Origin of the sequence: Streptomyces sp. NPDC096132 (assembly GCF_044763345.1) — a bacterium.
Lineage (GTDB): Bacteria > Actinomycetota > Actinomycetes > Streptomycetales > Streptomycetaceae > Streptomyces.
Map to the genome: position 1 here is coordinate 20,473 of NZ_JBIWGA010000011.1, position 14,272 is coordinate 34,744.

General features: G+C 72.1%; 12 protein-coding genes. 8 read left to right on the forward strand and 4 right to left on the reverse strand.

The window, feature by feature from the left end:
- Nucleotides 1–148: 148 nt before the first annotated feature.
- From ACIRF9_RS25405 to ACIRF9_RS25425, 5 genes are all read left to right on the forward strand, one after another.
- Entirely contained in the window at nucleotides 149–1,975 is a 1,827-nt protein-coding gene (locus tag ACIRF9_RS25405) for a BTAD domain-containing putative transcriptional regulator (protein WP_403826501.1), read from the forward strand.
- A gap of 112 nt (nucleotides 1,976–2,087) precedes the next feature.
- On the forward strand, nucleotides 2,088–2,984 hold the full coding sequence (locus ACIRF9_RS25410) for a helix-turn-helix domain-containing protein (RefSeq protein WP_403826504.1): 897 nt from the start codon (nucleotides 2,088–2,090) through the stop codon (nucleotides 2,982–2,984).
- Nucleotides 2,985–3,100: 116 nt separating this feature from the next.
- Nucleotides 3,101–4,069 carry an alpha/beta hydrolase gene (locus ACIRF9_RS25415; RefSeq protein ID WP_403826507.1) on the forward strand — a complete coding sequence of 323 codons (969 nt, stop codon included), beginning with the start codon at nucleotides 3,101–3,103 and terminating at the stop codon, nucleotides 4,067–4,069.
- A gap of 21 nt (nucleotides 4,070–4,090) precedes the next feature.
- Nucleotides 4,091–4,807: an alpha/beta fold hydrolase gene (locus ACIRF9_RS25420; protein ID WP_403826510.1), complete on the forward strand. Its 717-nt coding sequence runs from the start codon at nucleotides 4,091–4,093 to the stop codon at nucleotides 4,805–4,807.
- Nucleotides 4,808–5,240: 433 nt separating this feature from the next.
- On the forward strand, nucleotides 5,241–5,525 hold the full coding sequence (locus ACIRF9_RS25425) for a hypothetical protein (RefSeq protein WP_403826513.1): 285 nt from the start codon (nucleotides 5,241–5,243) through the stop codon (nucleotides 5,523–5,525).
- Between the two features lie 9 nt (nucleotides 5,526–5,534).
- Here the strand turns inward: ACIRF9_RS25425 and ACIRF9_RS25430 are convergent, their stop codons facing one another.
- Together ACIRF9_RS25430 and ACIRF9_RS25435 are read right to left on the reverse strand one after the other, a co-directional pair.
- Nucleotides 5,535–6,476 (reverse strand): epimerase, encoded by a 942-nt coding sequence (locus ACIRF9_RS25430; protein ID WP_403826516.1) that lies wholly within the window; start codon nucleotides 6,474–6,476, stop codon nucleotides 5,535–5,537.
- A 133-nt stretch (nucleotides 6,477–6,609) separates the two neighbouring features.
- Entirely contained in the window at nucleotides 6,610–8,601 is a 1,992-nt protein-coding gene (locus tag ACIRF9_RS25435; RefSeq protein ID WP_403826518.1) for a flavin monoamine oxidase family protein, read from the reverse strand.
- A 284-nt stretch (nucleotides 8,602–8,885) separates the two neighbouring features.
- On the opposite strand from ACIRF9_RS25435, the gene ACIRF9_RS25440 reads away from it, so the two are divergent.
- The gene (locus ACIRF9_RS25440; protein WP_403827142.1) at nucleotides 8,886–10,940 is read left to right on the forward strand and encodes a discoidin domain-containing protein; all 2,055 of its coding nucleotides are present in this window, start codon (nucleotides 8,886–8,888) and stop codon (nucleotides 10,938–10,940) included.
- 27 nt (nucleotides 10,941–10,967) lie between these two features.
- The gene (locus tag ACIRF9_RS25445; RefSeq protein ID WP_403826521.1) at nucleotides 10,968–11,570 is read left to right on the forward strand and encodes a TetR/AcrR family transcriptional regulator; all 603 of its coding nucleotides are present in this window, start codon (nucleotides 10,968–10,970) and stop codon (nucleotides 11,568–11,570) included.
- On the opposite strand, the gene ACIRF9_RS25450 is transcribed toward ACIRF9_RS25445, so the two are convergent.
- Together ACIRF9_RS25450 and ACIRF9_RS25455 are read right to left on the reverse strand one after the other, a co-directional pair.
- Entirely contained in the window at nucleotides 11,557–12,468 is a 912-nt protein-coding gene (locus ACIRF9_RS25450) for a pyridoxamine 5'-phosphate oxidase family protein (protein ID WP_403826524.1), read from the reverse strand. The two genes, ACIRF9_RS25445 and ACIRF9_RS25450, sit on opposite strands and share 14 nt — an antisense overlap.
- Nucleotides 12,465–13,166: a hemerythrin domain-containing protein gene (locus ACIRF9_RS25455; RefSeq protein ID WP_403826527.1), complete on the reverse strand. Its 702-nt coding sequence runs from the start codon at nucleotides 13,164–13,166 to the stop codon at nucleotides 12,465–12,467. Before ACIRF9_RS25455 ends, ACIRF9_RS25450 begins: the two co-directional genes overlap by 4 nt.
- Before the next feature lie 163 nt (nucleotides 13,167–13,329).
- Between ACIRF9_RS25455 and ACIRF9_RS25460 the strand changes: the two genes are divergently transcribed.
- Nucleotides 13,330–14,272: BTAD domain-containing putative transcriptional regulator (locus ACIRF9_RS25460; protein WP_403826529.1), on the forward strand; the 943-nt coding region annotated here is incomplete at its 3' end.

Sequence of the window (14,272 nt, forward strand, 5' to 3'; positions counted from 1 at the left end):
GGTGGTGCCTGTCGATGGGGTCCGTGGCGTCGGGGTGGTGCCTGCTGAGGGGGTGGGGAGGGCTGGGGTGGTGCCTGTCGATGGGGTCCGTGGCGTCGGGGTGGTGCCTGCTGAGGCGGTGGAAACGGGGTCGGGCGGCCGTGGGGCGATGCGGTTCGAGGTGCTCGGCCCGGTGCGGGCGTGGTGTGGGGAACGGGAACTCGACCTCGGGTTCCCCCAGCAGCGTGCCCTGCTCGCCCTGCTCCTCGCCCACGCGGGCCGGACCGTGCCGACCACGGAGATCCTCGACGTCCTGTGGGCCGAACGGCCGCCCGCGAGCGCGCCGAACGTGATACGCCGTTACGTCGGCGCCCTCCGCCGCCTGCTGGAACCCGGGCTGCCACCGCGCGCCCCCGGCGGCCGCCTGCCGCGCCGCACCGGCGGCCACCTCCTGGAGGCGACGACGGACGAGGTCGACCTCCTCCGGTTCCGCGAACTGACCCGGCAGGGCAAGCGGGCGGCCGCCACCGGCCGGTCCGAGACCGCCGCCCGCCTCTTCACCCGGGCGCTGGGGGAGTGGAGTGGCCCGCTCGCGATGGGCATCCCGGAACCCGTGCGCGCACACGTCCAGTTCACGGCCGTACAGCGCGAACTCCTGGACACCGCCCGCCTCGCCGCCGACGCCGCGCTCCTGTCCGGCCACGCCGAGCAGGTCCTGCCCGCACTGCGGCACGCCACCGCCCACGAACCCCTCGACGAGCCCCTGCACGCCCGCCTGGTCCTCGTCCTCGCCGCGTGCGGCCTCCAGGCGGAGGCCCTCAGGACCTACGAGGACATCCGCCGCCGCCTCGCCGCCGACCTGTCCCTCACCCCGGGCCCGGAACTGACGGCCGCCCATACCCGGGTCCTGCGGCAGGAGGTCCGAGGCGCGCGCGCGGGGCATGGGCGAGGGGACGCCGGGGCGGCCCCGTCGGCGGAGTCCGCGATGCCCGGGTCCGTCGTTCCTCCCGCTCTGCTGCCCCCCGAACCGGGCGTCCTCGCGGGGCGGGAGGCCGAGTCGGAGGCGCTGTCGGCCCTGGCGGGGACGTCGGATGTGGTCGTGGTCGGCGGCATGGCGGGCGTGGGGAAGAGCGCCCTGGTGGGGCGCTGGGCGCATCGGGTCGCCCCGCGGTTTCCCGACGGACAGTTGTACGTGAATCTGCGGGGCTCCGAGGTGGGGCGGGCCGCCGTGGAACCCGTGGACGCGCTGCGGGTGATGCTCGCCGCGCTCGGGGTGTCCGCGCGGCGTGTGCCGGACGGGGTGGCCGCCCGTGCCGGGCTGTACCGCACCCTGCTGGCGGAGCGGCGCGTCCTCGTGGTGCTGGACGACGCCGTCGACACGGAGCAACTGCTTCCGCTGCTGCCCGCGGCGCCCGGCTGCCGCACGGTGGTCACCAGCCGCAACGCGCTGCCTGGACTGGTCGCCGAGGGCGCCCGGCCGTTGCGACTGGAACCGCCGTCCGCGGCGGACGCGTACGCGATCCTCGCCCTGCTCGTCGGCCCCGGACGATCTGCCGCCGAGCCCGCGGCCGTGGACGAGATCGTCGCCCTCTGCGGACGGCTGCCCCTGGCCCTGACGGTCGTGGCCGCCCGTGCCGACGGCGACCCCGGCCTCCCCCTCGCCTCCGTCGCCGCCGAGCTGCGCGCCCGCCATGGCACCCTCGACGCGCTGCCGGCCCTGCGCGCCGCCTTCCTGGGCTCCTACCGCCGCCTGCCGGACGACAGCGCGCGCCTGCTCCGGCTGCTGTCCCGGCACCCGGGCCCCCTCATCACCCCGGCGACCGCCGCGTCCCTCACCGGACTGCCGGTCCGTCGGTCCCGGATCCTGCTCGGCCACCTCGCCGAATCCCACCTCCTCGCCGAGCCCACACCCAGCCGCTACACCCTGCACCACCTGCTGCGCGCCCTCGCCGGTGAACTCGTCGACGAACTCGACGGGACGGACGGCACACAGTGAACTGACGGGTGAACCACAGATTTCAGAGGCTCCGTCACTGCGTTGTCACTCTTTTTACACATCCGCCGACCTACTGTCCGGGCACGTGACAACCCCCGGAGGCAACCGCGGAATGCCCACCACCAGCACCACCACCAGCACCACCACCAGCTCCATCCGTACGCCCCTCGGCGTCGAGATCCTCACCTGCGAGGAGACCCCCGCGCGGCTGCCCGGACAGGGCCACCCGCACCCCACGCACCGGCTCCTCGCCCAGGACGGCGGCGAGTACCTCTTCGTCGGCCTCCTCGCCACCACCACCCCGCCCGACCCCCGGCCCCTCGCCCTGCCCCTCGCCCCCGGCGACATCTGCTTCTACGACGCCCGGCACACCCCTGTCCTGGACTTCCCCGAGCGGTTCCGGGCGACGGTGTTCCTCGTCCCCGCTGATCTGCTGGGGCTCGCCGGGACCGACGCGGGACGGATCGTGGGCACGCCGGTCGCCCGCGCGTCCCGCCTCGGCACACTGCTCTCACCGCTGCTGTCCGACCTCGCCCGGGCCGCGGCCGAGGCCCGCCCCCAGGTCGGCGAGATGCTCGCCTGGAACGCCGTGAACCTGCTGTCCACCCTCGTCACCGAGCAGCTCGGCGGAGAGGCGCCGAACCCCGCGGGCGCCCGGTCCCCGATGCTGGCGCGGCTCCTGGAGTACGTCGAACTGCACCTCACCGACCCGGATCTGTCCCCCGAGGTCATCGCCCGCGCCCACCACATCTCCGTGCGCTACCTGCACAAGCTGTTCAAGGACGAGGGCACCACGGTCGGCCGCTGGATCCTGCGCCGGCGCCTGGACGAGTGCCGGCGCGACCTGATGCGCCACGGCCGCGGCAGCCGCACCATCGCGGCGGTGGCCGCCCGTTGGGGCTTCCTCAGCGCCACCCACTTCAGCCGGGTCTTCCGCACCGCCTACGGCATGTCCCCCCGCGAATGGCGCGACACCGCCGGACGCGCCGCGAGCGCCGGACGGAACTGAACCGCCGTGCGCTGCGAGGACACCGCCGGTGCACACGCGGGCAATTTCCCGGCGTCCGGCGGATCTAGCGTGCGGGAGCAGAACAACGCAATCCCGATCAACACCAGGAGATCCCCATGTCCGACGTCGTCGAGCCGGTCGTGCCGGTGCTCGAGCCGGAGGCCGCGGCGTTCGCCGAGGCCACTGCCAACCCGCCGTACCTGTTCGACCTCGGTCCGGTCGAGGGCCGCAAGGCCGTCGACGAGGTGCAGTCCGGTGACATCGTCAAGCCGGCGGTGGAGGAGGAGTGGATCACCGTCGAGGGTGGTCCGACGGGCAGTGTCCGCGTCCGGATCGTGAAGCCGGTCGGGGCCGAGGGCGCCCTGCCGGTGATCCTCTACATCCATGGCGCGGGCTGGGTGTTCGGCAACGCGCACACCCACGACCGGCTGGTGCGTGAGCTCGCCGTCGGCGCCGATGCGGCCGTGGTCTTCCCCGAGTACGACCTCTCGCCGGAGGCCCGTTACCCGGTCGCGATCGAGCAGAACTACGCGGTCGCCCGGTGGGTCGTGGAGCAGGGCGCGTCGAAGGGCCTGGACGGGTCGCGGCTGGCGGTGGCCGGTGACTCGGTCGGCGGGAACATGACCGCGGCCCTGACGCTGATGGCCAAGGAGCGCGGCGGCGTCCCGCTGGTGCAGCAGGTGCTGTTCTACCCGGTCACGGACGCGGCGTTCGACACCCCTTCCTACCACCAGTTCGCGGAGGGGTACTTCCTGCGCCGGGACGCGATGCAGTGGTTCTGGGACCAGTACACGACGGACGAGGCGTTGCGTGCGCAGATCACGGCGTCTCCGCTGCGGGCCACCGTCGAGCAGCTGAAGGACCTGCCTCCGGCCCTGGTCATCACGGGTGAGGCCGATGTGCTGCGCGACGAGGGCGAGGCGTACGCCAACAAGCTGCGCGAGGCCGGTGTCCCCGTCACCGCCGTCCGCTTCCAGGGCATCATCCACGACTTCGTGATGCTCAACGCCCTCCGTCCGACGCACGCCGCCGAGGCCGCCATCACCCTCGCCGTCGGCACCCTGCGCGACGCCCTGCACATCTGACCTTCAGGAGACAGCACAACCATGAGCACCACCCCCACCGTCCTTCTCGTCCACGGCGCCTTCGCGGACGCCACCAGCTGGTCCGGTGTGATCGCGGAACTGCAGGGGCACGGCATCCCCGTCATCGCCCCGCCCAACCCCCTGCGCGGCCTCGCCTCCGACGCGGCCTACGTCGCCTCCGTGGCCGCGCAGATCGACGGCCCCGTGATCCTCGTCGGCCACTCCTACGGCGGTGCCCTCATCACGGTCGCCGGTGTCACGGAGAACGTCGTCGGTCTCGTCTACGTCGCCGCCTACGTCCTGGAGGACGGCGAGAGCCTCGGCGAGCTGCAGGGCCGCTTCCCGCTGTCGCCGCTGGTCGGCAGCCTCAAGCAGTGGACGTACCCGACTCCCGCAGGCGAGCAGGCCGTCGAGGTCACCATCGCGGAGGACGCCTTCCCCGCGGTCTTCGCCGCCGATGTCCCCGCGGACGTCACCAAGGTCCTCGCCGCGGCCCAGCGCCCGCTGGCCGCCGCCGCGTTCGAGGAGAAGGCCGCCGCGGCCGCCTGGCGGACCAAGCCGTCCTGGGCGCTGATCGCCGCCGCGGACGAGGCCATCAACCCCGAGGTGGAGCGGTTCGGCGCCCAGCGTGCCGGCGCGACGACCGTCGAGCTGCAGGGCGCCTCGCACGCCGTGGCCGTCTCGCGGCCGAAGGAGGTCGCGGAGCTCATCCGGGACGCGGTGCGCGCGACGAGCTGACGCGCTCCACGGCAGCCGCGCGGACGTCTCCCCCCAGTGCACGTCCGCGCGGCGCGGCGGCCTCGCCGAAAACCCGGCCGCTACCAGGTCACGGGCAGCTCGTACACGCCGTACACGATCCCGTCGTCCGGCGTACGTCGAGACGGCCGGGGTCGGTGAAGCGGTCGGGGCTCCGGTTCCCGGTCGCGCCCGGGATGATGACCCCCTCGCCGACACGGATGCGCTGCCCGCCCACCTCACAACCCGCCGTCAGAAGCCTGACACCGGCCTCTTCATGACCCAGGTCACGACCCCTGGCCCATCCGGTCACCAGCCGCAGACGCCTCGGGCCAACTGCCCGGTTCAGCAGGGCAGTTCCCCACTTCGTGCACTTGTGGTGCCCTCGGACCCGGAATACCGTCGGCAGGGGATCCGTCGTCGTCAGGAGACAGTCATGAGATCGCAGCTGCGGTGGATCCACGGCCGCGGAGAGCATGTCACCGTCGAACGCAAGCAGACGTACGCAGCCGTCTTCATCAAGTTCCTTGTGCTGGTCGGCCTGCTGTACATGCCGGTTCTCATGTCCTACTGGGGTGAGTGGGTCCCCTTCGCTGGAGCCAGCGTCTACCTGCTCTGGGAACTCGGCCGCGTCAACAGCGCACTCGGCGAGCTCACCGACCGCTGGAACGACCGGTCCCGGCAGCTGCAGGAGCCGGCTCGAAGCGACTCCCTCCACTGACACGGCCGGTCAGCGGCCCCGCCGACGCCGTACGAGATCGTCGGCCGCCCCCGGCCAGTGCGGCTGCTCGAAGGTGAAGCCCGCGGCGAGGAGCCGGCCGGGGACCACCCGGCGGCTCTTGAAGAGCAGTTCGGTGTCCGAGCGCAGGGCGAGGGCGCCGAGTTCCGCCATCCACTTCGTCGCGGGCAGGCCCACCGGGACGCTCCACGCGGAGCGCAGTGCGCGCATGAAGCCACGCTGCGGCAGGGGAGCGGGGGCGGCCAGGTTCACCGGCCCGGCGAGGTCGTCGCGCTCGACGAGGAACTCCACCGCCCGCACGAAGTCCCGGTCGTGGATCCAGGACACGTACTGCGCGCCGCCCGCCACCGGCCCGCCGAGGCGCAGCCGGGCCAGCCACGACAGGACGTCGAACACCCCGCCCCGGTCCGGGCTCATCACCATGGCGGACCGCAGGGCCACCTTGCGGGTGTGCGGGGTGTCCGCCCGCTCCAGCTCCCGCTCCCAGGCCTTCGCGATGTCGACGCTGTAGCTCCAGTAACCGGGCACGTCCGGTTCGTCGCCGCCGATCACGCCGGTGTCCTCGTCGTTGGGGGCGTCGAAGCGGTGGGCGTAGACGGTGGCGGTGCTCATCTGCAGCCAGACCTTCGGCGGCCGTGCGGCGGCGGCGATCGCCTCGCCCACGACCCGGGCCGAGTCGACCCGCGAGTCCATCATGGCCCGGAGATTGACCGGCGTGTACCGGCAACTGACACTGCGCCCGGCCAGGTTGACCACGACGTCACTGCCGTCGACCTCCCCGGTCCAGGCACCCGGCGTCCGGCCGTCCCAGCCGACCTCGCCGGGCCCCGACGGACGCCGACTGAGTACGACGACCTTGTGTCCCGTCTCCGTCAACGCCCGACGCAACAGCGTCCCGACCTGCCCGGTTCCCCCGGCCAGCACGAACTTCACAGCAGGCTCCCCTCCGTGTGTGGAAGGGAGCCTACTCCTCATTTGAACGCGTTCAAAACATCAACGCGTTCAAAACATCAACGCGTTCAAAACACCAACGCGTTCACAACACCCATGCGTTCACGACATCCCGTCACGCGAGATGGACCTCCAGCGCGGCCCGCACCCCTGACTCCAGTGCCCCCTCGATCCACGACGGCTTGACCGAGGTGTGGTCGCCCGCGAAGTGCAGCGGCCCCTCCGGGGTGCGGATCGCCGACAGCAGCTCGGTGTGCTGACCGGGGAGCAGCACGGACGCCTCGCCGTACGCGTACGGATCGCGCAGCCAGCTCTGGGTGCGGCCGGCGCCCGTGTAGAAGACCTCGACGCGCCGGCCGTAGACCTGCTGGAGTCCGCGCAGGGCGTGCGGGTAGCGGGCGTCGTCGTCGAGGGAGTCCCAGCGGGAGGCGTCGTCGGCCCAGCTGTAGGAGGCGAGCACCACCCCACCCGCGCTGCCGTCCACCGGGTGGGACGGGTTGATCATGAACCGGTTGGAGTTGTCGGAGACCGAGCCCCCGCCGACGATGTGCGCCGCCTCCGGCTGGTCCCGTCCGGCCCAGAAGGCGGCGGCGTGGTGCGTCCGCTGCCCGGCGGTGATGTGCCCCGGCGGCACGGACGGATGCGCGCCCAGCAGACTGCCGTCCGCCGGTGCCTTCCCGGCGCGGTAGTCGTCGTACAACCCCGTCCGTACGGCGTCGAGTTCGCGCTTCCAGTCCGCTTCGGTGAACTCCCACCAGCGCCGGCTGAACTCCAGCAGCACCTTGGTCGCGCTGTCGTAGTGCAGCTCCGCGACCGCGCGCCGCTTCTTGTACGACATCAGCGGGCTGACCTGCACCTGCCGCAGCCCCGAGAACGGCACGGTGACGATCGCCAGGTCCGCGGTGAACTCCTCGCGCACGACCTTGCCGCCGCGCCCCTCGGAGACGGTGTCGACCCACACGTGCGGCCCGTCGGCGTGTACGTGCGAGGTGCCGTCGGCGCCGTGCCGGTCCGGCGCCCAGTACTCGACGCGCGTCGCCCGCCGGTCGAGGCGCAGGACGTCGGCGACCTCCTTCAGCAGCGCGTCCGGGAGTGTCGCCGTGCCGCCGACCAGCTCCCAGAACGTGGTGTCCGGGCTGATCAGCGAGGCGCTGATGAAACTGTGGATGAAGGAGAGCGGCAGCCGGGAGGTCAGGTTCTCCAGGGTGCCGACGAGATCGATCGTCCGCTCGTCGAGGCCGGCCTCCTCGGTCAGGAACCGGTACATCGACCAGTCGCCGTACCTCTGCACCACCCGCGCCCAGCCGCGCACCCGCTCCGGCATCGGCTTGTCGACCCGCTTGCCGTCGGCGCCGAGCGTGCTGAACTCGTCGCGCACCGGGTCCAGGGCCTGCCGCAGGATGACCGAGGACGGCGTGTCCCAGAACTGCCGGGGCACGCCGAAGGACCGGTTGACCCGGCGCGGCGACGCCGCGTACGCCGAGCGGCGCACCCGGACTCCGTTGACGTGCAGCCACGCGTTGTTGACGGGCTTGCCGTCCGCGTCGACGTCGACGAGATGGAAGCGGCGCTTGCTGACGCCGAGTTGCTCGATCAGCGCCATCACCAGCGGGTGGCTGCCGGGGATGCGCATGGCGCCCGCCTCCGCGTACTGCAGCGGATCGGCGAACGCCTGCCCGGCCTTCTCGTGCCCACCGGTGCGGAAGGTCTTGATACGGCCGCCGACCCGGTTGCCGTTGGCCTCCACGAGCGTGACGTGGTGCCCGGCACGCTTCAGCAGCCAGGCGGCCACCAGTCCGGCGGGCCCGGCGCCGACCACCAGCACCTTCCTCGCGGTCCCGGTCCTCGCCCGGGGCAGACCGCCGTCCAGGACCTTGCGGTACGCCGGGACGAGCGGCCGGTCGTGTTCGTCGACCACCAGCAGGGCCCGGGCGACGGCGAGACAGGTCGCCCAGTCGGCCGTGGACCCGGGAGTGGCCCGCGCGGGGCGGGCCTCGGCGGCCGTGGCGGAGACGGCGGTGAGCGCGGCAGCGGTTCCGGCCGTGGCCGCGGTGAAACGGCGGCGGGAGATTCGGCCGGACTCTACAGAAGTACGGGAATTGTCCATGTGCCCTGGATAGGGGCCGTACCCGGGCCTGCGGGCGGGCACTCGTGGATCATCACCTGAACGGGTAAGCGCACCTGTCACCGGCGTGCAACTGCCCCACGGACACGGGTGGTTTACTCGGGTCACCCCCACTTATCAGGTCAAGCGTCCCGGACTCTTGACTCGGAAAGCGCCCGCCGCGATCCTCGTCGCACTATCTTGCGTCGGTCATGACAACCCCAAGGGCGGCCCAAACGCCCTGGGTGACCGCGCATCCCACCGACCGAGGGGCGTGGGCCGTGACCATGACCGGACGCTCGTACCGCCGACGCAGAGACGTCACCGTCGTCTCGCTGCTTCTTCTCGTACTGGCCACGATCCTCGGCCCCGCGCAGAGTTCGGCGGCCGGCACCGACTGGTGGACGCCCACCTCGCGGCCGTCCCCCGACTCCCAGATCAACGTGACCGGCGAGCCCTTCACCGGCACCAACTCGGCCGGGGAGGTGCGCGGTTACGTCGACGCGCACAACCACCTGTTCTCCAACGAGGCCTTCGGCGGCCGGCTGATCTGCGGCAAGGTCTTCTCCGAGGCCGGAGTCGCCGACGCCCTCAAGGACTGTCCCGAGCACTACCCCGACGGCACCCTCGCGATCTTCGACTACATCACCCACGGCGGTGACGGGAAGCACGACCCGGTGGGCTGGCCGACCTTCGCCGACTGGCCGGCGTACGACTCGATGACCCACCAGGCCAACTACTACGCCTGGGTGGAGCGCGCCTGGCGCGGCGGACAGCGGGTGCTCGTCAACGACCTGGTCACCAACGGCGTGATCTGCTCGGTGTACTTCTTCAAGGACCGCAGCTGCGACGAGATGACCTCGATCCGGCTGCAGGCGAAGCTGACGTACGACCTCCAGGCGTACATCGACAAGATGTACGGCGGTACCGGCAAGGGCTGGTTCCGGATCGTCACCGACAGCGCGCAGGCCCGTGAGGTCATCAAGGCGGGCAAGCTGGCCGTCATCCTGGGCGTGGAGACCTCCGAGCCGTTCGGCTGCAAGCAGATCCTCGACATCGCGCAGTGCAGCAAGTCCGACATCGACAAGGGACTCGACGAGCTGTACGCGCTGGGCGTGCGCAGCATGTTCCTGTGCCACAAGTTCGACAACGCGCTGTGCGGCGTCCGCTTCGACGAGGGCGGCCTCGGCACGGCCATCAACGTCGGCCAGTTCCTGTCCACCGGCACCTTCTGGCAGACCGAGAAGTGCACCGGACCGCAGCACGACAACCCCATCGGCACCGCCGCCTCCGACGCGGAGGACGAACTGCCGGCGGGCACCGAGGTGCCGGAGTACGACGAGAACGCCCAGTGCAACGTGCGCGGGCTCACGTCCCTCGGCGAGTACGCCGTGCGCGGCATGATGAAGCGCAAGATGATGCTCGAGATCGACCACATGAGCGTCAAGGCCACCGGGCAGGTCCTCGACATCTTCGAGGCCGCGAGCTACCCCGGCGTCCTCTCCTCGCACAGCTGGATGGACCTGAACTGGACCGAGCGGGTCTACTCCCTCGGCGGCTTCGTCGCCCAGTACATGCACGGCTCCGAGTCCTTCGCCACGGAGGCGAAGCGCACGGACGCGCTGCGCGACAAGTACAACGTGGGCTACGGCTACGGCACCGACTTCAACGGCATCGGCGACCACCCCGCCCCGCGCGGCGCCGACGCCTCCAACAAGGTCACGTACCCCTTCAAGAGCGTCGACGGCGGCTCCGTCATCGACAAGCAGACCGTCGGCTCGCGCACCTTCGACTTCAACACCGACGGCGGCGCCAACGTCGGCCTGATCCCCGACTGGATCGAGGACATCCGGCTCGTCGGCGGCCAGGACGTGGTCAACGACCTCTTCCGGGGCGCCGAGTCCTACCTCGACACCTGGGGCGCGTCCGAGCAGCACCAGGCGTCGGTCAACCTCGCCAAGGGACAGACGGCCACGGCCAGTTCGTCCGAGTCCAACCCGTTCACCAGCTACCAGCCGGGCCGCGCCGTGGACGGCGACGACGACACCCGCTGGGCCAGTGACTGGAGCGACGACCAGTACTGGCAGGTCGACCTGGGCTCCACCAACCTGGTCTCCCGGGTCACCCTCGACTGGGAGCGCGCCTACGGGAAGTCGTACCGCATCGAACTCTCCACCGACGGCAGCACCTGGACGACCGCCTGGTCCACCACCTCCGGCGACGGCGGCCTGGACACGGCCAAGTTCACCGGCACCCCGGCCCGCTACGTCAGGGTCCACGGCCTGGACCGCGGCACCGACTGGGGATACTCGCTCTACGAAGTGGGCGTCCACAGCGCCTAGACCGGTCACGACACTCGGGGGACACGCATGGCACGGATGCCGTCGGCCGAACGGCGCCGGCAGCTGACGGAAGCGGCGATCAGGGCGATGGCCCGGGACGGCGTCCCGAGGACGACCACCCGGTCCATCGCCGCCGAGGCCGGCGTGTCCCTGAGCGTCTTCCACTACTGCTTCGACTCCAAGCAGGCCCTCGTCGAGTCCGTCATCACGACGCTCACCGCCCACTCGGTGAGCGTCGTGAAGGCGGCGATCCGGCCCAGGGCCACCCTCGAGGAGACGGTCCGGGCCGGTTTCCAGGCGTACTGGGACCACGTCCGCGCCCACCCCGACGAGCACATGCTGACCTACGAACTCACCCAGTACGCCCTGCGCCAGCCCGGGTTCGAGCATCTGGCGCGCCGCCAGTACGAGCTCTACGAGGAGGCGTACGCCGAGCTCATCGAGGAACTGTGCCGGAGCATGGACCTCCGGCTCGGCGTACCCGTCCCCGTCCTGGCCCGCTATCTGGCCGCCATGACCGACGGACTGACCCTCAACTACCTGGTCCTCGGCGACGCGGACGCCTGGACGGACATCCTCGACACCGTCACCGCGCACATCGCCGGGCTGGTGAGCGTCAGCGGCGCTTGACCTCGGCCACCAGGTCCCTGAACTCCGCCCACCGCACCGGTGGGCGGGAGAGACCGCGCCGCTCCAGATAGCGGGCCGTGGCCCGGTTCGTCCGGCGCAGCACCCCGAACGCGTCGCTCGGGCGTCCGGAGCCCATGGGCTCCACGACCCGCTCGGGGACCAGCAGCCAGGTGTGCCCGGACCGTCTCAACTCGCCGCGGACCAAGGCGTTGTGCATGTTGTTGAGCCTCTCGTCGTGCCGGTGCACCAGCAGGGAGGCCGGGCCGGGGACGACGGCGCAGTCTTCGGGGACGCCGACCTCGAAGCCGCCGTCCGCAGGCACGGGCCGGGTACGGGCGAGCACCGGCGCTCCGGAGGCGTCCCGGGCGGCCAGCACCGCGCTCGGATGGCGGGCCAGCTGAACGGCTCCCGGGAGCGTGCTCGGGCGGGGCGGCTCGCCAAGGGGTGCGGGAGGCTCTCGTACGATCACCTGCTCCGGGGTGACGGTGATCAGCAGCCGCAGGTAGTACCAGGCCATCATGCGGCGCAGCGGGAGCGAGACGTACGCCCTGCTGTGCGGCTGCCGCTCGAAGAGCATCCGCCAGTAGTCCTCGGCGCCCCGCGGACCGGTCATGATCTCGTCCGGGCACTCGGCGCGCCCCCCGACGAAGATCTCCGGGGCCCGGTCCAGGCCGCTGCCGGTGGGGTCGGAGAAGAGCAGGGCGACCCGGCCGTCCCGGCGGATGTTCAGCGCCTTCTGCGCGAACGCCAGGGACGTGGACAGCAGCAGCGTCCCGTCCGGGCGGCGCCACACGGCCGTCGGCCAGACCAGCGGCGTGCCGTCCTTGCCGAGCGTCACGAACTCGCAGGTCCGGTAGGCGTCCAGGACGTCGAGCGGGGCGGAGTTGAGCGGGCTCACGCGTTCTGCCTCCCTTCCAGCGGGCCGCGGATCGCGCGGCAGGCGGCGGCGTACTGGCGCTTGCCGACGGCCTTCCACAGCAGCCGGCCGATCAGTGGGGCCTTGCCGAGGAAGAAGGCGCGTTCGCCGGGCGTGGCCTCCTCCAGGAGGGCGCCGAGGGCGATGAAGAGCTGGTTCTTCGGTATCCGCTCCAGACCGCGGGTGCCGACCAGGTCCCACTCCGCGACGGTGAGGTGTTCGGCGACCAGCGGAAGGACCAACCGCTCCTCGTCGTCGAGGTGTTCGAGGAGGACGGTACGGTGCGCGTCCAGCGCCAGGGCCAGTTCCTCCCCGGCGATGCGGTCCGCCGCCCGCACCCAGGCGGGCGTCCACTGCGCGACCGCCCGGAGGCTCTCGTCAATGCGCTCGTGCTGCTCCTCCATCCGGGAGACCAGTTCGTCGTCCTGCGCGGCGCGGGCGTGCAGCAACGGCCAGACCAGCTCGTCCTCCAGGGCGTGGTGGTGGTGCAGACCGTCCACGTACGTGCGCAGATGCTCCGCCACCTGCGCCGCGCGGGCCGTCCCGCCGTCGGGCACCGCGCGCACCAACCGGGGGAGAAGCGCCGACTCGCGGCGGAAGACACGGTGGACCACGACCATTTCGTGGGTGTACGGCCGCTCGGCCGGGGGAAGTTCGTCCGTCGTACTGCTGGGGGACACGCTCTGAAGCTCCAACGATCAGATACCGGCAACAGCTTCCCAGGGTCTGCCCGCCGCTTGGCGTCCGCTTGGCATCCGCTTGGCGCCTCGCCCCGGGGGCGACAGGGCCGCGTTTATCGTCTGTTGACGGGACGGAACCGCGGCTCGGGTAGATTCCCGCGCCGTGCTGCGTATTCGAGTCCTGGGTTCGCTGGGCGCCGAGGTCGGGGGCGAACCGGTCGACCTGGGCACGCCCCGGCAGCGAGCCGTCCTGTCGCTGTTGACGGCGGCCCGGGGCGGTGTCGTGCCCGTGGACCGGATGACGGACGCGCTGTGGCGCGGGGAACCGCCCGCCAAGGCCCTCGTGTCCCTGCACACCTACGTCTCCCACCTGCGCCGCTCGCTCGAGCCCGGGCGGCCGCCCCGCACCCCGGCGACCGTTCTGGTCACCGCCCCGCCCGGCTACGCCCTGCGGCTGTCCCCGGACGCCGTGGACGCCTGGCGCTTCGAGGCGTCGGTGGGCCGGGCCCGCCGTGCCCCGGCCGAGGAGGCCCGCGCGCTGCTCACCGAGGCCCTCGGATGGTGGCAGGGGCCCGCCTTCGCGGAGCACGCGGACGAGACCTGGGCCGCCCCGGAGGTGGCCCGCCTCACGGAACTGCGCACCGAGGCCGGCGAACTCGCCGTGGCGGCCGACCTGCGCACCGGACGCGCGGCCGAGGCCGTCCTCGCGGCCGAAGTCCTCGTCGGACAGAGCCCGTTGCGGGAGGAGGGCTGGCGGCTGCTCGCCCTCGCCCACTGGGCCGGCGGCCGCCAGGCCGACGCCCTCTCCACCCTGCGCCGCGCGACGCGCACGCTCCGCGAGGAACTGGGCTGCGACCCGGGCCCGGCCCTGACGGAACTCCAACGAGCGGTACTCACCCAGCGGGCGGAGCTGCTGCACGCGTCCGTACGGCTGCCGTCCACGCCGACCGTGCCCGCCCCGGCGTCACTTGTCCCGCCTCCGGCGTCGTGGGCCGGGCCGGCTTCGGGCGTGCCCGCCCCGCCGCCGGCCGTGGCCGCTACGCCCGCGGCTGTGCCCGCCCCGGCGGGACATGTTCCCGTTCAGGCGACGGGGGCCAGGCCGGCGT